Raw genomic sequence first — 17,686 nt, 5'->3', positions numbered from 1 at the left:
CGACGGGACCGCTTTCCCGAACTGTTCGGAGTTGCCCCCATGAACCCTCGTCGCAGTAACAGCTCGCTGCCCCAGACAGGCCGCTCGGCCTACGGGATAGCCACAGCTGCCGCTCTGCTGCTGATACCCGTAAGTGTGCTGGTCGGAGGTGACGCGTACCGGGAGTTCCTCGACTTCGGCGCGGGCGTTCTCTCGCTCGTCTCGCTGACGTGCTCGGTGCTCTGGGGGCTCGTCGCCCAGGACCGGACCCTGCTCACCGTGCGTCAGCGGATCATCGGCCAGGCCGTCCACCGGACGACCGCCATCGCCGCGGTCGCGTTCCTCGTGCTGCACGTCTCGGTCAAGCTGGCACTGAACCACGTCTCCGCGATCGCCCTGTTCCCCTTCGCCCTCGGCGTGACGGGCTCGGGCGCGCTCATCGGCTTCGGCGCGACCGCCGGCTCCATGATGATCTTCGTCGCGATCACCGGAGCACTGCGCAGCAACTTCGCGTCCCCGGCGCCGGTCGCGGCACGCTGGCGCGCGATGCACATGATGGCCTACCCAGCCTGGTGTTTCGCGCTCGTGCACGGACTCTACGCGGGTCGAGAAGCCAAGCCGATCTTCGTGATCCTCTACTCCGCCGGCCTGATCGCCGTCGCGGCCGCCCTGCTGCTGCGCGCCGCGCCGCGTGAGGTCAAGCGCCAGGTGGTCGAGCGCGTCGCCGCCGTCCTGGGCACCGACGGCCAGCGGCCCCCCGAGGTCGACGAACTCGTGAAGTCCCGTTCGGCCCTGCAGGGCCTGGACGAGACCGGCGGACGCCGCGAGGGCGGTCGGCGTGACCAGATGCGTGACACCGGCCAGTTCCCGCTGCCCGGCTTCGGTGGCGGACAGGGCAACCCCCCGCTGGGCGACCCGCTGGTCCCCCCGCAGCGCGCGGCCGCCGCGGCCGACAGCGGCCCCGGCTTCGCGGCCGCGTACCGCGCGGTGTCGATGACCCCGCGCGCCTCGGAACCCACGGCGCCCTATCTGACCCAGCAGCAGCCGCCGCTGGACATGCAGCCCACGCAGGCCATGCCGCGCATGGACGACGGTTCGACCACGGGCAGCACCCGCTGGCCGGCTCCGTCGCCGCCGCCGGTCGGCGAGGCGCCCCCGTCGGCGTACGACCCGATGCAGGACACCTTCGCCGGACAGCCGTTGGGCGGGCAGACGTACCAGGGTCAGGCTTATCCGGGCCAGGCCTACCAGGGCGAGACGTACAACACGGGTGCTGCCGAAACTTCCTACGGAACGGCTGAGACGAACGCCCCCTACGGCACGTACAACCCGAACGACACGTACAACAGCGGTCCCGCCACTGAAACGCTGTCCGGCTACGAGGACTACAACCAGCCGGGCTCAGGCGAACCCTGGAACGCGCCTTCCGGAGGATATAAGTGAACGAGGCCCTTCCCGACGTCCCCGAAGTCCGTGTGGTGGGGCTCCCCCAGCTCACGTCGGGCTTCGATCTCGTCGAGAGACTCGACCTCCCCATGCACCTGAAGGTGCACGGTCCACTCGAACCCATGGGCGGGGAACAGCTCGCCCAGCTGTCCGAGCGGATCAACCTCAAGGGCAGGGGCGGCGCGGGCTTCCCGTTCCACAAGAAACTGCGGTCGGTCGCCGAGTCGGCGATCAAGCGCGGCATCCGGCCCGTCGTGGTCGTCAACGGCAGTGAGGACGAACCCGCCTGCCGCAAGGACACGGTGCTGATCAACCGTGCCCCGCACCTCATCCTGGACGGCGCCCTGTTGGTCGCCGAAGCCCTGGGCGCACGCCAGTTGGTCATCGGGGTGACACGTGAATCCACCCAGCGCTCGATGGAGGCGGCCCTCTCCGAGCGCGGGCTGAGCAACCGGCGCGGCGCCGCCATCCGCGCGAGTGTGCAGCGCAACCCGGTCCGTATGGTCACCGGCGCCGCGGGCTCGCTGATCCGCTCCATCGACGGCGGGCCGCCGATCCCGCCCGGCCGCAAGACCAGCGCCTCCAAGAGCGGTGTCGGTGGCGCGCCGACCCTGCTCTCCAACGCGGAGACGTTCGCCCAGCTCGCGATCGGCGCCCGCATCGGCTCCGAGCGGTACGGCAACACCGGTCTGTACGACGAGCCGGGCACCGTCATGCTCACCGTCTCCGGCGCGGTGGCCCGCCCCATGGTGATCGAGGCGCCCACCGGCGTACCGCTGCGCTACATCCTGCAGCTCGCCGGCGCCCCGCCGGTCCCGCAGGGCGTACTGACCGGCGGCTACCACGGCAAGTGGATCGACGCGGCGACGGTCAACGAGGCCGTCGTCTCGCGCAACTCGCTGGACGCGGTGGGCGGCGCGCTCGGCGCGGGCGCGATCCTGCCGATCAGCCAGGAGACCTGCCCGCTCGGCGAGTCGCTGCAGGTCGCCAAGTGGCTCGCCGAGGAGAGCGCGGGCCAGTGCGGCCCCTGCTACCTCGGCCTGCCGGCCGCCGCACGCGGCATGGAGGACATCCTCAACGGCGGCGGCCCGGCCGCCCTGGAGGCCCTCAAGCAGGTCGCCAAGAACGTCAAGCGGCGCGGCGCGTGCTCGCACCCGGACGGCTCCGCGATGTTCCTGGAATCGACCATCAAGGCCTTTACGGACGACCTCGCCGCACACGTCCTGGGCAACGGCTGCGGCCGGCCCGTGGAGGGCGTGCTGCCGCTCTTCGAGGGCGGCCGTATGCCGACCGGCATCCCGGGCGGCGCGGGCGCGGAGGAGAGCGGCGCGAGCCGCCAGAAGATCTTCGTCGACTGGACGCTCTGCCGGGGCCACGGCCTGTGCGCCGACATCCTCCCGGAGGTCTTCCAACTCGGCGCCGACGGCTTCCCCACCGTCGCCCAGGCCAAGGTCCCGCAGTACGCCGAGGCGAAGGCACTGCGCGCGGTGCGCCGCTGCCCCGCGCTCGCCCTGCGCATCGAGGAGGACAACCGCCCCTCCGCCCCCTCCCGGAACCTCCCGGTCCTCTCGCAGGGCCGCGGCCGCCGGGCCCTGGGCAGCGGGCGCTGAGCACGTACCGAGGAGGGGCGGCCCGACCCGAGCGGGTCGGGCCGCCCCTCCCCCGTGATGCCGTCGTCGTCGCCAACAACGCGAAGACCCCGTCCACTTGGACGGGGTCTTTTCTGTGGAGCTAAGGAGAATTGAACTCCTGACCTCCTGCATGCCATGCAGGCGCTCTACCAACTGAGCTATAGCCCCTTGCTGTGTTGTCCGCCCGGTTCCCCCGGCGACGACGCCAACATTACCGGTCCCCCACGCGCACCACCAAATCGTTTCCGGCAGGCGCGAACTATGAATGGATCAGGGCGCTTTTGCCGGATTTCGAAGGGCCCACGGCTCAGCCGCCGTTCACGCTCCCGTCCACCGACGGCCGCCACGAGGCCGCTGGGGCACCCGTGGCGGCCCTACGACGTGCGGCAGCCGGGGACGGGCGCCGAGTTGACGCTCAGGCCGTCACGAACGAGTAGAAGCGCTTGAGCGTGCAGTGCTCTTCGAGGAGCCGGCCATAGATCGGCTCACCCTCCAGCTCACGGTACGTCTCGATCGGGTCGCCTTTTATGATCAGCGCCCGGGCGCATTCCTCGCACCAGTACTGGTAGTCGGCGTTGACGGGCTCCATGTCGCGGACGATGGGGGTGCCGCTGCCGCACCAGTCGCACTTTCTCCTGTGTGCACCCATCGATCAGCTCCAGCTGTGGCCGCAGGCCGTGCACACGTAGGAGATCCCTCCGTTGTCACCGAGGACTTGGGCAACGTGGAGCGAGCCGCAGGAAGGGCAGAGGAGGGTGGTCTTGCTCCGCATCACCACCGCACCGGGAAGGTCGTGGACCCTCCCGCGGATGCTCGCAGGCATCGCTTCTCCCTCCCGTCGGGCCGCGCCCCCTTCCGGCCGTTTGATTCTGCCACGGCCGGACCAATACGGTCAGCGACGCCTTCGTACCAGTCCAAGCACGGAGCGGGAAAGAAGGCCGTCCGCAGAGGTATACGCCTCCGGAGCCACCCGTGCTCAAGAAGGGACGCAGGTCACACACGAAAAATCCCGCTCCCTCGCGGGAACGGGATCTTCTGTACCGATCTGTGGAGCTAAGGAGAATTGAACTCCTGACCTCCTGCATGCCATGCAGGCGCTCTACCAACTGAGCTATAGCCCCTTGTGACCGCACGGATGGCGGTCACTCGGTGTTTCGCCCCGCTCGGCGGGGCGAACAAGAAGAACTTTAGCCTGCGACCAGCCGGAAAGTGAAATCCGGCTCCCGAGCCGTGTGACCAGGCCTCTTACGGGGCTCAGTCGTCGTCGCCGAGCACCGGCTCGGGGAGCGTGCCCGCGTTGTGCTCCAGGAGCCGCCAGCCACGGGCACCCTCGCCGAGGACGGACCAGCAGCAGTTGGACAGGCCGCCGAGGCTCTCCCAGTGGTGGGGGTCCAGGCCGAGGAGGCGTCCGATGGTGGTGCGGATGGTGCCGCCGTGGCTGACCACCACCAGGGTGCCGTTCTCCGGGAGCTTGTCGGCGTGCCGGAGCACCACGGGGGCCGCGCGGTCGGCGACCTCGGTCTCCAGCTCGCCGCCGCCCCTGCGGACCGGCTCGCCCCGCTTCCACGCGGCGTACTCGTCGCCGTACCGGGCGATGATCTCGTCGTGCGTGAGGCCCTGCCAGACGCCGGCGTAGGTCTCGCGCAGCCCCTCGTCGTGGCTGACCTCGAGAGCGGTGAGCGCGGCCAGCTCGGCGGCCGTGTTCGCGGCGCGCACGAGGTCGGAGGCGACGATCGCGTCGGGCCTGAGGGAGGCCAGCAGCCGGGCGGCGCGACGGGCCTGGCCGAGGCCGGTCTCGGTCAGCTCGACGTCCGTGGTGCCCTGGAAGCGGCGCTCCACGTTCCACGAGGTCTGGCCGTGCCGCCACAGGATCAGGCGGCGGCCCCGGCCCTTGCGGTCCGCCGCGTCGGTGCCGCCCGTCACCGCAGCTCCCCGCCCAGCTCGGCCTCCTCCTCGGCTGCCCGCAGCTTGGCGTGCTCCTCGCCCTTGCCGCGGGTGGCCTTGGCGTCGGCGGGCAGCTCCAGCTCGGGGCAGTCCTTCCAGAGCCGCTCCAGGGCGTAGAAGACCCGCTCCTCGCTGTGCTGGACGTGCACGACGATGTCGACGTAGTCGAGCAGCACCCAGCGGGCCTCGCGGTCGCCCTCGCGGCGGACCGGCTTGGCGCCGAGTTCCTTGTTCAGCCGCTCCTCGATCTCGTCGACGATCGACTTGACCTGGCGGTCGTTGGGCGCGGAGGCGAGCAGGAAGGCGTCCGTGATGGACAGCACATCGCTGACGTCGTACGCGATGACGTCGTGCGCGAGCTTGTCGGCGGCCGCCTGTGCGGCGGTGTGGATGAGCTCGAGGGAGCGGTCTGTGGCGGTCACTACACGGCTTTCGGTCGTCGGTCAGGAACCCTCACGGGCTACTGCAAGGATCTCACGGCCCACCGACACCGCCCCACGGTTTACGGATCAGGCCCCGGAGCGGCGCCGCTAGGGCGGCTCCGGGGCCTGCTGTCGACCGCCCGGTCCGGTCAGCCCGTGGTGCCGGTCGTGCCCGTGGTGCCCGTCGCGCCGGTCGTCCCCGTGGTCCCGGTCGGCTCCGTCGTCTCGTAGTTCTGGCCGAGGACGACGGAGACATCGGCGTTGGAGGTGGTCTCGCCCTTCTTGACGGCGCTGGTCGGCAGGCCGAGGGTCTTGGCGACCTCGATGGCGTCCTGCTTGCGGGCCGCGTCGGAGTAGGTGACCCGGGAGGTCGCCTGGGCGGTGGCGGTGGTGCCGGCGTCGAGGAACGTGTAGCCGCCGTTGAGGACGACGACGCGGGCCTGTTCGGTGGCGTCCTTCTGGCCGGTGGCGTTGCGGATGCCGACCCGGACGGCGTCCCCGGCGTCGGGGCTCTTCGCGGCGCCGCCGAGCAGGTCCTTGACCACGCTGTCGGAGTCCTCGGCGCTGAGCGTGCCGTCCTGCTGGACGGGCAGCAGCTCGGTCGTGTAGTCGCCGCCCTTGGCGTGGTCGGCGAGCTTGGCGAGGAACGTGCCGAGGTCCTTGTCGCTGAGGGAGGGGTCGAGGATCTGGGCCAGCGACTGCACGGTGACGGTGGCGGCCTGGGCGTCGGCGGACAGCTTGCGCAGCACCCCCCGCATGACCTGGCCGAACCGCTTCAGCTGCGCGTCCTGCGACTCGCCGGAGGCCCGGTAGGTGGCGTAGGCGACGGCCATCTTGCCGCTGAGGGTCTGCGCCTTGCCCTTGGTGACGAGGGGAGCGGCGCCCTTCTTGGCCTCGGGATCGGGCACGTCCGTGTTCGTGTCGACGTCGATGTTGCCGACGAGGCCGACGAGGTTGTTCAGGTAGGGGGTGTCGAGCCGCCAGGTGCCCTCGATGTCGGTGCCGAGGACGGTGTCGAGGGCGTCGCGGGTGCCGGAGGAGCCGTCGTCGTCGACGGACTTGGCGAGGGTGGTCGTGGTGCCGTCGTCGCCGGTGAGGGCGAGGGCGTTGGGGATCAGGACGGTGGCGCCCCGCTCGGTGGTGGAGTTGTTCACCAGCAGCGCCGTGGAGGTGCCGCCCCCCTTGGTGTCGTGCAGGTGGACGACGATCACGTCCCGTTTCTGGGCGGCCGCGGAGGTGGTGGTGCCGGTCCGCTCGTCCGAGGACGCCCCGGGCAGCATGCCCGCCCACCACAGGTAGCCGACGCCGCCGACCGCGACCAGGGCGAGGACCACCACCAGGGCGACCATCCGGCTCTTGGCCCGCCGCTTGGCCTCCTCGCGGCGTTCGGTGCGGTTCTCGGTGAAGTTCAGCCAGTCGATGACGTCCTCGGAGTCACCGTCGGGCTCCTCGACGAAGGCGAACTGCTCGGTGCGGTACTCCCGCTCCTCGGAGTCGCCCTCCGGGGAGACGTCGTCGGCCAGGGGCCCGCTCTCCCCGGTGGTCGTCGGCGGTGCCGACTGCTGCGGGATGTAGGCGGTCTGCTCCGTGACGGGGGCCTGCAGGCCGGTGACCGCCGTCTGCCCGTAGGGGTCGTACGGGTCGTAGGCCTGCCCCGGTGTCTGCCGACCGGTGTCGTAGCCCGTGTCGTAACCCGTGCCGTACCCCTGCGGGTGCTGCTGGGCCTGGCCGGTCCCGTACGGGTCGTAGCCGTAGCCCTGGCCGTACCCCTGGTGCTGCCCCTGGGGCTGCTGTGTCCCGTAGGGGTCGTACGCCTGTTGCTGAGGCACCTGCTGGGTGGGCGCCTGTCGGTACACCGGCTGCCCGTACTCGTCGTAGCCGACGAGTTCGTAACTCTGTTCGCCGCCCCCGTAGCCGGCGTCGTATCGGTCGTTCACCGGTGCCCCTCTCGGCTCACTCGCCGCGGTACAGCTGCCGCTTGTCGATGTAGCGCACGACGCCGTCCGGCACCAGGTACCAGACGGGGTCGCCCTTGGCGACTCTCGCACGGCAGTCCGTGGAGGAGATGGCGAGCGCCGGGACCTCGACCAGCGAGACGCCGCCCGCGGGCAGGCCCGGGTCGGCCAGGGTGTGACCCGGACGGGTGACCCCGATGAAGTGCGCGAGGGAGAACAGCTCGTCGGCGTCGCGCCAGGTCAGGATCTGGCCGAGCGCGTCGGCGCCGGTGATGAAGAAGAGGTCGGACTCGGGGTTGAGTTCGTGCAGTTCGCGCAGGGTGTCGATGGTGTAGGTGAGGCCCTTGCGGTCGATGTCGATGCGGCTCACCGAGAAGTGGGGGTTCTCGGCCGTGGCGATGACCGTCATCAGGTAGCGGTCCTCGGCCGGCGAAACCGTGCGGTGGGACTTCTGCCAGGGTTGGCCGGTCGGCACGAACACGACCTCGTCGAGGCCGAACTGGGCGGCGACCTCCTGGGCCGCCACGAGGTGCCCGTGGTGGATCGGGTCGAACGTGCCGCCCATGACGCCGAGACGGCGCCTACCGGGCTGCGACGGGCGGTTTCCCGGTGCGCCGGAGGCGCTGTCGGCCCGGCCGTCCGTGGTGTCGTTCGCCTGGTCGGCCGCCCTGTCGAGCTCCGGACCGGTAGGCGTTTCCTGCTCTCCCATGCGTGGAGAGCCTACCGGCCCGGCCGACGCGCACCGTTCGAACGTCCTTTTGCGCGGATTAGCGGTCGCGGTTGAAGCGGGTGGTGATCCACAGCAGCAGCATCAGGGCGACGAAGGCTCCGCCGCCGGTCAGGTAGGGGCTCAGGCTCTCGTGGTTGCCGCCGTGCTCCCCGCCGCCCTCGGCGGCGAGAGTGACCAAGTCGGCAGCGGTGCTGTGGAAGCTCATCGTCGGCGTGACCTATCCGGGTGTGGGATCGGGATAAAGACCCGCCCATCGTATGCGGGGGGTCCGCCGGCGATCACGCCGACTCCGCCCAGGGGTGAACGGGGGCGCCGCGGAACGCGTAGTTCCCGTACGAGACAACCGTTCGGGCGCCGCCGGCGTCCTTGTCGTCGGCGGGCGTCAGTCGTCCCGCTTGTATCCACGCAGCAGGAACCACGCCATCAGGACGGAGCCCAGGACCATCACGATCAGCACCACACGCAGCAGATTGCCCGCTCCCTGTTCCTTCGCGGCGACGTCCGCGGCCTCGGTGAGCCAGGCGGACGCGGGCGGGTGCGGGAGATGTCCCATCGAGATCGCTCCTTACGGTTGATGCCCTGCCACGGTAACTCCGCCTAGGCTGGACCCCGCTTCGGGGGCAACATGGGCAAACAGAGCATGGGGGAAACATGCCGGACGACAGCCACGAGCAGAACGGGCACGAGAACGTGCCGAGCAGGCAGCGCAGGCGCTTCGAGGGGATCTCCTCCCGGGCGTACGAACACCCCGCGGACCGCTCGGCGCTGGTGGCGCTGCGCAAGCTCAGCGGCTTCGACACGGTGTTCAAGGCGCTCAGCGGCCTGCTGCCGGAGCGCAGCCTCAGGCTGCTGTTCCTGTCCGACTCCGTACGGGTCTCGGACCAGCAGTTCGCCCACCTCAACGACATGCTGCGGGACGCGTGTTACATCCTGGACCTGGAGAAGGTCCCGCCGATGTACGTGAACCAGGACCCGCAGCCGAACGCGATGTGCATCGGTCTGGACGAGCCGATCATCGTCGTGACCACCGGGCTCGTCGAGCTGCTCGACGAGGAGGAGATGCGGGCCGTCATCGGTCACGAGGTGGGCCACGCGCTCTCCGGCCACTCGGTGTACCGGACGATACTGCTCTTCCTGACGAGCCTCGCCCTGAAGGTCGCCTGGATCCCGTTGGGGAACCTCGCGATCATGGCGATCGTGACCGCGCTGCGCGAGTGGTTCCGCAAGTCGGAGCTGTCCGCCGACCGGGCGGGTCTGCTGGTCGGGCAGGACGTCCAGGCGTCGATGCGCGGTCTGATGAAGATCGCGGGCGGCAACCACCTGCACGAGATGAACGTGGACGCGTTCCTCGCGCAGGCCGAGGAGTACGAGGCCGGGGGCGATCTGCGCGACTCCGTCCTCAAGATCCTCAACGTGCTGCCCCGCTCGCACCCCTTCACCACGGTGCGCGCGGCCGAGCTGAAGAAGTGGGCCGAGTCCCGTGACTTCCAGCGGATCATGGACGGGCACTACCCGCGCCGCAGCGAGGACAAGGACACCTCGGTGACCGACTCCTTCCGCGAGTCCGCGACGCACTACACGAGCAGCGTGAAGAGCTCCAAGGACCCGCTGATGAAGCTGGTCACCGACATCGCGGGCGGCGCGGGCGACCTCGGTGGCCGGGTCCGGCGCGGCTTCGGCGGGTTCGGCGGCGGCAACGGCGGTACGGCCACCGACGCCGGCCCGGGTCAGGGCGGCGGTACGGACACGGCCCAGGAGGACAGGCCCCGCGACGACGAGTGAGACGTCGGCTGCGGGTGGGTGGGAGCTGGTCGCGCAGTTCCCCGCGCCCCTTGAGGGCCTACGGCCCTTGCGGCCGTGAAAAGCCCGGGGCGCAGCCCCTGCTTTTCAGGGGCGCGGGGAACTGCGCGAGAAGCCCCACCCACCCGCAGCCGAAGAGCACGCGCGGCCCATCTCACACCTTCGGCTGGGCGCTCTGCGCGAGGGTGCCGCACAGGGCGGTGGCGGCGCCCGTGTTGTACGGGTCGGTTCCTGCGGCCGGGCCGCCCGCCTTGGCGGTCTGGCCGGCGAGGAGCGGGCGCAGATGGTTGGTGGCGTCGTCGGCGCAGGCCAGCGGCCCGGCCTGGACGTAGGAGACGACGACCTCGGCCTGGTGGGTGCGCAGATCGTCCTGGTCGAAGCGGAAGTGCAGCTCGCGCCGGACGGTGAACAGGGAGGCCTCGGCGTCGGCCTTGTCGCCGGTCGGCCGCAGCGCGTACACGAGAGTGTGGGCGGCGACGACCTCCAGCGTGCCGGAGTCGAACTCGGCGGCCTGGAGGGTGCCGTGGACGCGGATCCGCCGGTCGGCGAGTTCCGCGCGGGACGGGTCGAAGCGGACCAGCCAGCCGGTGGGGGCGTGCCGCCCGTCCGCCGTCGGCTGGTCGAAACTCTGCTCGAACTGGTCGAGCTGGTCGGAGTCGACCAGCCGCCGCACGGGCTGGACGGTGGCGCCGCCGAGGACCTCGGGGTCGAGCGCGGAGGCGACCAGGTACTCCTTGGCGATGGTCAGCGCGGACACGACCTGGCTGTCGGTGAAGTGCGCGGTGCGCCGGGTGGCCGGCATCGTGATGCCCTCGGCGCCGATCCGGAACTGGGCGGCGGGACTGTGCGCGTACAGCGTCTCCGCGTCCGGGGCGCCCGGCACCGCGGACTGCGGGGAGAGCGGGATCACCGTCATCCTGAGCGGCTCGGTGGGCCCGGCGGCCGGGGTGTCGTACGGGTGACGGACGCCCATGTAGATCGCGGTGCCGAAGGCGAGGGCGATCAGCAGGACGAGGACCAGGACCTGGCGGGAGAGGCCGCGGCGGATGGGCGGGCGGCGGCGCACGGCCGGGGCGTGGTCGGAGAGGCGCTCGTCGGCGGAGAACTCCTGGAGGCGGGCAGCACGGACGAACGATTCGTCGAAGACGACGGATCGGTATTCGTCCTCTCCACCGCCGGGGGCGCCCTCGGGAGTCCCCTCAGGTGGGTTTCCTGGCCCGCCCATACTTGGAGAGTAGGTCTTCGAAGGCCTCGGTAAACGCCGTGGTCCAGGACAACTTCTGACAGGTCCTCACCAGGTTCGGGCAGCGTCACCGAACGGCCCGGCAGGACCCGTACGAGGCCTGGTCAGGGCATGCGGGGATCCGCGGAGACCACCGGCTGGGAGTAGTCCGCGGAGGCGGAGGGCCCGGTCGGGGTTTTCTGTTCGACGCCGCTGGTGGCAGGCGGCGTGATCTCGCCACGCCCGGACGAGGCGCCCCGGTAGACCGCGGTGAAGGCCAGCGCGACCATGCCGATGCCCATCACGAGGGCGAGGACCCAGGCCACGGGCCGGTGCCAGCGGGTCTGCTTGCCGTACGGCCTGCCGTAGAGGCCGTCGGGACCGTAGCGGCCTTCCAGGATCTCGGTGTCGTCGAAGTCGTCCGGGTCGTCGTCGCGGCCGTGGCCGAAACCGGGGCCGTCGGGGCCGAAGCCGTCGTCGTAACGGTCGTCGTCGCCGCGCACGCCTCTGGAGTGCGCCCGGCGGGCTTCGGCCTCCTGGGCGGCGGCACGGGCCTCCGCCGCTGCGAGCAGACGTTCGACAGCGGTCGGCTCGTGTACCACGGCCGCCCGGACGAAGTCCTCGTCGAAGACCACGGAGGCGAACTCTTCGTCCATACCCCCGCGGTCGCGGTCGTCGTCGGGCTCCCAGCCGTCCGGGAACGGCGTGCCCCCCACGTCCTCCGGCACGGATCCAGAGTAGACCTGGGTGGTCAATTTGGGCAGACGGTATGGAAATTCATCCGTTGTGCCAGCTGGACGCCGGCCTGTTCACAGGAACCGGCCGACGTCCCACACGTCCCGCCTCGGCCTAGCGGCGGACGTGTCCGTCACCGGTGACGATGTACTTCGTGCTGGTCAGCTCGGGCAGACCCATCGGACCGCGGGCGTGCAGCTTCTGCGTGGAGATGCCGATCTCGGCGCCGAATCCGAACTGACCGCCGTCGGTGAAGCGCGTCGAGGCGTTGACGGCGACCGTGGTGGAGTCGACCAGCTGGGTGAAGCGGCGGGCGGCCTGCTGGGAGGTCGTCACGATCGCCTCGGTGTGGCCGGAGCTCCACAGCCGGATGTGCTCCACGGCCCGGTCGAGCGAGTCGACCACGGCGGCGGCGATGTCGTACGACAGGTACTCGGTCTCCCAGTCCTCCGTGGTGGCCTCGACGACCGTGGCCTTGGAGTCCTTGGCGTAGGCCATGACGCGCTCGTCGGCGTGGACCGTGACCCCGGCGTCGGCGAGCGCGTCGAGGGCGCGGGGCAGGAACTCGGGGGCGATGTCCTGGTGGACGAGGAGGGTCTCGGCGGCGTTGCAGACGCTGACGCGGTGGGCCTTGGAGTTGATCAGGATCTCGACCGCCGTGTCGAGGTCGGCGTTCGCGTCGACGTAGACGTGGCAGTTGCCGGTACCGGTCTCGATCACCGGGACGGTGGACTCCTCGACGACCGTGCGGATCAGGGAGGCGCCGCCGCGCGGGATGAGCACGTCGACCAGTCCGCGGGCGCGCATCAGCTCGCGTACCGACTCGCGGCTCTCACCGGGGACCAGCTGGACGGCGTCGGCGGGCAGGCCCGCGCCGCCGACGGCGTCCCGCAGGACCCGTACGAGGGCGGTGTTGGACTCGTGGGCGGAGGAGGAGCCGCGCAGCAGGACCGCGTTGCCGGACTTCAGGCAGAGGGCGGCGGCGTCCACGGTCACGTTCGGGCGGGCCTCGTAGATGATGCCGACGACGCCGAGCGGGACGCGGACCTGCCGCAGGTCGATGCCGTTGGGGAGGGTGGAGCCGCGCACGACCTCGCCGACCGGGTCGGGCAGCGCGGCCACGTCGCGGACGTCGGCGGCGATCGCGCGGATCCGCTCCGGGGTCAGCGTCAGCCGGTCGACGATCGCCTCGCTGGTGCCGGCCTCCCGGGCCCGCTCGATGTCCTTGGCGTTCGCCTCGACGATTTCACTCGTACGGACTTCCAGCGCGTCGGCGATGGCGAGCAGCGCGTCGTCCTTGTGGGCGCGCGGGAGCGGCGCGAGGTCGGCGGCGGCGGCCTTGGCACGGTAGGCGGCGCGGTTGACCGGCGTCATGGAGTCGTACGGCGAGAGCGAGGTCATACAGGAAGGGTAGTCCGCCCGGCGGAGGGGTTCCTCGCGTGTTCCACAGCGCGAGACACGCGCGCGTCACGTCCACGGAGGACGTGGCGGAGGACAGTGCGAGGGGACACCGCCGGGGAACTTCCCACGCCTTCCGGCGGGACGGGGCGGGCTTCCGGCGGGACGGTCAGTACGGGTGGACCCCCACGGGCGTGGCCGGGGCGGGTCCGTAGCCCTCGGCGATGCGCTGGTGGTACGTCTGGCGGTCGATGACCTCCAGGCCGACGATCTCCCAGGGCGGCAGCCCGGCCGTCCGGCGGTGCTCACCCCACAGGCGCAGGGCGACGGCGGCCGCGTCGTGGAGGTCGCGGGCCTCCTCCCAGTAGCGGATCTCGGCGTGGTCGTGGGCATAGCGGCTGGTCAGCAGAAAGGGGTGGTCGTGGGCGAGCTGTTCCAGGCCGCGCCGCACCTCCTTGAGGGGGGCCTCGGGTCCCGAGAGGCTCAGCGTGACGTGCCACAGGCGGGGCAGGTCCTGCGGCTCCTCGACGCTGTCGCCCTCGTACGTGTCCGAGGCCGCGACGCTGGTGAGCGTCCGCTCCTCGCCGGCCGCACGGGAGGTACCACCACCACGGGACGCCGCGGCCCCGGGGCGTACTCGTCTCACGACGGCCTCCTTCGCAACGATGTCGTGCCTGGCAATAGGTCGTGCAATAGGGCGTGCGGAATCTCCCTGAGACAAAGTTGAGCAGGCTCAGGGGCTTCGCGTGGCGGTTTTACGGAACGCGCACCGCCGGGGCCCGTGCCGCGGCCCCCTCCGGGAGGCCCCTGGTCAGGGATGCAGGAGGACGAGGTCGTCCCTGTGTACGACCTCTCGTTCGTACGCGGGACCCAGCTCGCGCGCCAGTTCCCGGGTCGAGCGGCCGATCAGCTGGGGGATCTCCTTGGCGTCGAAGTTCACCAGCCCGCGCGCGACGGCCCGACCCGTGCCGTCGCGCAGCTCCACGGGGTCACCGGCGGTGAAGTCGCCCTCGACGGCCGCGATACCGGCCGGCAGCAGTGACGTACGTCGCTCGACGACCGCGCGGACGGCGCCTTCGTCGAGGACGAGCGCGCCCTGCGGCGTGGAGGCGTGCTGGAGCCACAGCAGCCGGTCGGCGGACCGCCTGCCGGTCGGGTGGAAGTACGTGCCGGTGTCGCCGCCGGCGAGCGCGTCCGCCGCGTGGACGGCGCTGGTCAGGACCACGGGGATGCCGGCGCCGGTGGCGATGCCGGCCGCCTCGACCTTGGTGACCATGCCGCCGGTGCCGACGCCCGCCTTGCCGGCGCTGCCGATCTCCACGTGCGCGAGGTCCTCGGGGCCCCGTACCTCCGCTATCCGCGACGTACCGGGCCTGCTGGGGTCGCCGTCGTACACGCCGTCCACGTCCGACAGCAGGACCAGCAGGTCCGCCCGGACGAGGTGGGCGACGAGGGCGGCGAGGCGGTCGTTGTCACCGAAGCGGATCTCGTCCGTGGCGACGGTGTCGTTCTCGTTGACGACCGGCAGCGCGCCCATCGCGAGGAGCTTGTCGAGGGTGCGGGAGGCGTTGCGGTGGTGGGCCCGGCGGCTCATGTCGTCGGAGGTGAGGAGCACCTGGCCGACCCGGATGCCGTAGCGGGCGCAGGAGGCGGTGTAGCGGGCCACCAGCAGGCCCTGGCCGACGCTGGCTGCGGCCTGCTGGCGGGCGAGGTCCTTGGGGCGGCGGCGCAGGCCCAGGGGCGCGAGCCCGGCGGCGATGGCGCCCGACGAGACCAGCACGATCTCCCGCTCACCGCCGCTGCGGACCTTGGCGAGGACGTCCACGAGGGCGTCCACCCGGTCCGCGTCCAGGCCCCCGGAGGCCGTCGTCAACGACGAGGAGCCCACCTTGACGACGATCCGGTGCGCGTCCCGCACTCCCTGCCTTGCCGCTGACACCTGTATCCCCAATGTTCCGAACCAGCCCGGTGTGTGCACTGCGCAATCTACGGGAGCGGACGGACCGGACGCGTTCTCATTTCGAGGGGCGGACGGCGCGACGCGCCGGGCCGGACGGGGGCACTCCGGCTCGGAGGCCTTGATGAGGAGATGCTGTGACGTCGCTCAAGGTTCCAGGCGTAATGTCCGACTAGCGACTATTGCGCCCTCGGGAGATTGCTCCTCGGCCTCCCTAGGTCATACGGTCAGGGATCGGCCTCCTCAGGCCACCCCCGACTCACCCTCCCCCCTTCATCCGTCGCACCCTCCGCAGGAGCCCAGCCCGTGCCCTCCGCAGGCCTCGCACCCCGCCGCATCGCGCAGCTCTCAGCGCTGCTCGCGATGTTCGCGCTCTTCACGGCCCAGATCGTCTCCGCGCTGCTGCCGAACATCCCCGTGTTCGTCGCCGCCGGCGCGGCGGGCCTCGTCCTGGACACGTTCCTCCAGTACCGGGATCCCGGACTGCTCGCACCGCTGAGCAAGGTCCGCTTCGACGCGCTGGTGCGCCAGCTGCTCCGCGACATGCTGATCCTGGTGGGGCTGCTGCGCATCGACGGCATCGATCCGCTGCGCGAGCAGGCCCCGCTCCTGGTCGCCCTCATCGCGTTCTACGCGGTGCACTTCGCCTGCCAGGCCGTCTCGGTGCTGGTCCGCCGCACCCGGACCCTGCCGATCGTCACCCGCAACATCGACGCCTCCGCCCTGCGCCTGACCGCCTCCCCGCCGCGCATCCTGGCCCGCCGCCAGGCCCACCGGCTGCTGACCTTCTCCCTACCGGTCACGGCCGGCCTGCTGCTCACCGCGGCCACGAAGGACGCCGTCTGGGGCTTCGTCGGCGTCGGCGCCGGGCTCGCGCTGCTCTTCCTGGGCACCGCGTACCTCGCGACCTGGCTGCTGCCGAAGAAGCGCGCGAAGAACGAGCAGCAGGTCATGGAGTGGCTGGACGGATGGCTCGCCGAGTACCGGCCGACCACCGCGATGTACTTCTCCGGCGGTACGACGTCGGCGTACCAGGCGAACATGTGGCTCTCGACACTCTCCCAGCTGGAGAAGCCGCTGATCGTGCTGCGTGAACGCTTCATGGTGCAGAAGATCGACGCGACCGACGTGCCGGTCATCTGCTTCCCGAAGGTCTCGACGATGTTCTCCCTGGAGAACTCGACGCTGAAGATGATGCTCCACCCGGCCAACGCCGCGAAGACGTCCCAGGTGCTGCGCATCCCCACGATCAAGCACGCCTTCATCAACCACGGCGAGAGCGACAAGCTGTCGTCCTGCAACCCGTACGCCAAGGCGTACGACGAGGTGTGGGTCGCCGGTCCCGCGGCGCGCGAGCGGTACGCGCTCGCCGAGGTCGGGGTGGAGGACAAGGACATCGTCGAGGTCGGCCGCCCGCAGCTGGCGCCGATCCGCCCGTACGCGGGCCCGCCGACCGGCGCGTACACCACCGTCCTCTACGCCCCCACCTGGGAGGGCTGGGACGGCAACCCCGGCAACACGTCCGTGGTCCTGGCCGGCGAGAACATCGTCCGGCAGCTCCTCGCCGACGACAAGGTCCGACTGCTGTACAAGCCGCACCCGATGACCGGCTCGGTCGACCCGCGCGCGGGTGCCGCGAACGAGCGGATCAAGGCGATGATCCGGGAGGCCAACACCAAGCGGTCCGGGGCTCGCCCCGGTCCCGAGGCCGCCGCCGAACTCGCTCGCCGCACGGCCGAGTTGGACAAGCTGACCTCGACGTCGTTCCGGGCCAGCGCGGACGAGATGGAGCGGATGCTGCTGCAGGGCACGCCGAGCGGGGACCGTGAGGCGGCCATCGCCGAGGCGACGCTGGCCTGGGAGAGGGCGTACTGGGCGTCGTTCCCGGAGTGGGAGCACCGGATCATCACCGAGGCGCGGCCCGCGATCTTCGCCTGCTTCAACGCGTCGGACCTGCTGATCAGCGATGTCTCGTCGGTGGTCTCCGACTGGCTGTCGAGCGAGAAGCCGTACTCGGTCGCCAACACGTCGGGTCTGCCGGAGGTGGCGTTCCGGGCGGCGTTCCCGACCGTCTCCGCGGGTGTCGTGCTGACACCCAAGGCGGACGGTGTGCCGGCGCTGCTGGAGTCGGTCCGCAACCCCGAGAAGGACCGTTTCACGCAGGCCCGTGCCGAGCTCAAGGAACAGCTGCTCGGCCCCTCGGACCCGCCCTCCCTGGTCCGCTTCGACCTCGCGGTGAAGGCGCTCTGCGCCAAGGCCGACGACCGTCGCACCCGCATGGATTCACGCCTCGCCGACGAGGTGCCGTCGCCCCGGAAGCCGGAGGAGTCGAGCGACGAACTCTCGGAGGGCGAGCCCACGGAGGCACTCGCCTGACGAGGACGGACGACGACAGCCGAAGGGCCCCGGTGGTTCACCACCGGGGCCCTTCGTCGTGTTCGGATCACGCGGGACCGCCCCGCCCCAG

The 17,686-nt window shown here is 71.0% G+C and carries 16 protein-coding genes and 2 tRNA genes; 4 read left to right on the top strand and 14 right to left on the bottom strand.

Features of this window, described 5'->3' with window-relative positions; all coding sequences use genetic code 11:
- The first annotated feature begins 39 nt into the window (after positions 1-39).
- Positions 40-1,422, top strand: a complete 1,383-nt coding sequence (locus K1J60_RS29360; RefSeq protein WP_259407969.1) for a cytochrome b/b6 domain-containing protein — start codon at positions 40-42, stop codon at positions 1,420-1,422.
- Complete coding sequence (locus tag K1J60_RS29355) at positions 1,419-3,035, top strand: NADH-quinone oxidoreductase subunit NuoF family protein (RefSeq protein WP_220648819.1); 1,617 nt, start codon at positions 1,419-1,421, stop codon at positions 3,033-3,035. Before K1J60_RS29360 ends, K1J60_RS29355 begins: the two co-directional genes overlap by 4 nt.
- A 116-nt stretch (positions 3,036-3,151) precedes the next feature.
- On the opposite strand, the gene K1J60_RS29350 is transcribed toward K1J60_RS29355, so the two are convergent.
- The 9 genes from K1J60_RS29350 to K1J60_RS29310 all read right to left on the bottom strand — a co-directional run bounded on the left by K1J60_RS29350 (position 3,152) and on the right by K1J60_RS29310 (position 8,660).
- Positions 3,152-3,224 (bottom strand) — tRNA-Ala (locus K1J60_RS29350).
- A gap of 247 nt (positions 3,225-3,471) precedes the next feature.
- Positions 3,472-3,705 carry a hypothetical protein gene (locus K1J60_RS29345; protein WP_005479297.1) on the bottom strand — a complete coding sequence of 78 codons (234 nt, stop codon included), beginning with the start codon at positions 3,703-3,705 and terminating at the stop codon, positions 3,472-3,474.
- A gap of 399 nt (positions 3,706-4,104) precedes the next feature.
- Positions 4,105-4,177 (bottom strand) — tRNA-Ala (locus K1J60_RS29340).
- Positions 4,178-4,310: 133 nt separating this feature from the next.
- Complete coding sequence (locus K1J60_RS29335) at positions 4,311-4,979, bottom strand: histidine phosphatase family protein (RefSeq protein WP_220648818.1); 669 nt, start codon at positions 4,977-4,979, stop codon at positions 4,311-4,313.
- Positions 4,976-5,422: a ribosome silencing factor gene (rsfS, locus tag K1J60_RS29330; RefSeq protein ID WP_045557513.1), complete on the bottom strand. Its 447-nt coding sequence runs from the start codon at positions 5,420-5,422 to the stop codon at positions 4,976-4,978. The genes K1J60_RS29335 and rsfS overlap by 4 nt, the downstream gene beginning before the upstream one ends.
- Before the next feature lie 149 nt (positions 5,423-5,571).
- Positions 5,572-7,359 (bottom strand): LCP family protein, encoded by a 1,788-nt coding sequence (locus K1J60_RS29325; protein WP_220648817.1) that lies wholly within the window; start codon positions 7,357-7,359, stop codon positions 5,572-5,574.
- Positions 7,360-7,375: 16 nt separating this feature from the next.
- On the bottom strand, positions 7,376-8,086 hold the full coding sequence (nadD, locus tag K1J60_RS29320; RefSeq protein WP_220648816.1) for a nicotinate-nucleotide adenylyltransferase: 711 nt from the start codon (positions 8,084-8,086) through the stop codon (positions 7,376-7,378).
- A gap of 58 nt (positions 8,087-8,144) precedes the next feature.
- Positions 8,145-8,312, bottom strand: a complete 168-nt coding sequence (locus tag K1J60_RS29315; RefSeq protein WP_045557516.1) for a hypothetical protein — start codon at positions 8,310-8,312, stop codon at positions 8,145-8,147.
- 177 nt (positions 8,313-8,489) lie between these two features.
- Positions 8,490-8,660: a hypothetical protein gene (locus K1J60_RS29310; RefSeq protein WP_184894148.1), complete on the bottom strand. Its 171-nt coding sequence runs from the start codon at positions 8,658-8,660 to the stop codon at positions 8,490-8,492.
- Positions 8,661-8,758: 98 nt separating this feature from the next.
- Between K1J60_RS29310 and K1J60_RS29305 the strand changes: the two genes are divergently transcribed.
- On the top strand, positions 8,759-9,889 hold the full coding sequence (locus K1J60_RS29305) for a M48 family metallopeptidase (RefSeq protein ID WP_220648815.1): 1,131 nt from the start codon (positions 8,759-8,761) through the stop codon (positions 9,887-9,889).
- Between the two features lie 172 nt (positions 9,890-10,061).
- On the opposite strand, the gene K1J60_RS29300 is transcribed toward K1J60_RS29305, so the two are convergent.
- The 5 genes from K1J60_RS29300 to proB form a co-directional block, all read right to left on the bottom strand.
- On the bottom strand, positions 10,062-11,132 hold the full coding sequence (locus K1J60_RS29300) for an SCO2583 family membrane protein (RefSeq protein WP_220648814.1): 1,071 nt from the start codon (positions 11,130-11,132) through the stop codon (positions 10,062-10,064).
- 122 nt (positions 11,133-11,254) lie between these two features.
- Entirely contained in the window at positions 11,255-11,857 is a 603-nt protein-coding gene (locus tag K1J60_RS29295) for an SCO2584 family spore wall biosynthesis protein (RefSeq protein ID WP_220648813.1), read from the bottom strand.
- Between the two features lie 121 nt (positions 11,858-11,978).
- On the bottom strand, positions 11,979-13,265 hold the full coding sequence (locus K1J60_RS29290) for a glutamate-5-semialdehyde dehydrogenase (protein ID WP_220648812.1): 1,287 nt from the start codon (positions 13,263-13,265) through the stop codon (positions 11,979-11,981).
- A gap of 166 nt (positions 13,266-13,431) precedes the next feature.
- Entirely contained in the window at positions 13,432-13,908 is a 477-nt protein-coding gene (locus tag K1J60_RS29285) for a hypothetical protein (protein ID WP_220648811.1), read from the bottom strand.
- 165 nt (positions 13,909-14,073) lie between these two features.
- A complete protein-coding gene (proB, locus tag K1J60_RS29280) occupies positions 14,074-15,180 on the bottom strand; it encodes a glutamate 5-kinase (protein ID WP_220651755.1) in 1,107 nt (368 codons plus the stop codon).
- A 345-nt stretch (positions 15,181-15,525) separates the two neighbouring features.
- Here proB and K1J60_RS29275 point away from each other — a divergent pair, with 345 nt between their 5' ends.
- Entirely contained in the window at positions 15,526-17,595 is a 2,070-nt protein-coding gene (locus K1J60_RS29275; protein WP_220648810.1) for a hypothetical protein, read from the top strand.
- Positions 17,596-17,686 lie beyond the last annotated feature (91 nt).

It is taken from the genome of Streptomyces akebiae (genome assembly GCF_019599145.1).
Taxonomy (GTDB): domain Bacteria; phylum Actinomycetota; class Actinomycetes; order Streptomycetales; family Streptomycetaceae; genus Streptomyces; species Streptomyces akebiae.
This window is presented reverse-complemented; position numbering and strand designations above follow the sequence as displayed.

Excerpts from the sequence above, each read along its gene's own strand:
- K1J60_RS29360 (WP_259407969.1), top strand. The coding sequence starts at position 40 with ATGAACCCTCGTCGCAGTAACAGCTCGCTGCCCCAGACAGGCCGCTCG.
- K1J60_RS29345 (WP_005479297.1), bottom strand. The coding sequence starts at position 3,705 with ATGGGTGCACACAGGAGAAAGTGCGACTGGTGCGGCAGCGGCACCCCC.
- nadD (WP_220648816.1), bottom strand. The coding sequence starts at position 8,086 with ATGGGAGAGCAGGAAACGCCTACCGGTCCGGAGCTCGACAGGGCGGCC.
- K1J60_RS29315 (WP_045557516.1), bottom strand. The coding sequence starts at position 8,312 with ATGAGCTTCCACAGCACCGCTGCCGACTTGGTCACTCTCGCCGCCGAG.
- K1J60_RS29310 (WP_184894148.1), bottom strand. The coding sequence starts at position 8,660 with ATGGGACATCTCCCGCACCCGCCCGCGTCCGCCTGGCTCACCGAGGCC.
- K1J60_RS29305 (WP_220648815.1), top strand. The coding sequence starts at position 8,759 with ATGCCGGACGACAGCCACGAGCAGAACGGGCACGAGAACGTGCCGAGC.
- K1J60_RS29300 (WP_220648814.1), bottom strand. The coding sequence starts at position 11,132 with ATGGGCGGGCCAGGAAACCCACCTGAGGGGACTCCCGAGGGCGCCCCC.
- K1J60_RS29290 (WP_220648812.1), bottom strand. The coding sequence starts at position 13,265 with ATGACCTCGCTCTCGCCGTACGACTCCATGACGCCGGTCAACCGCGCC.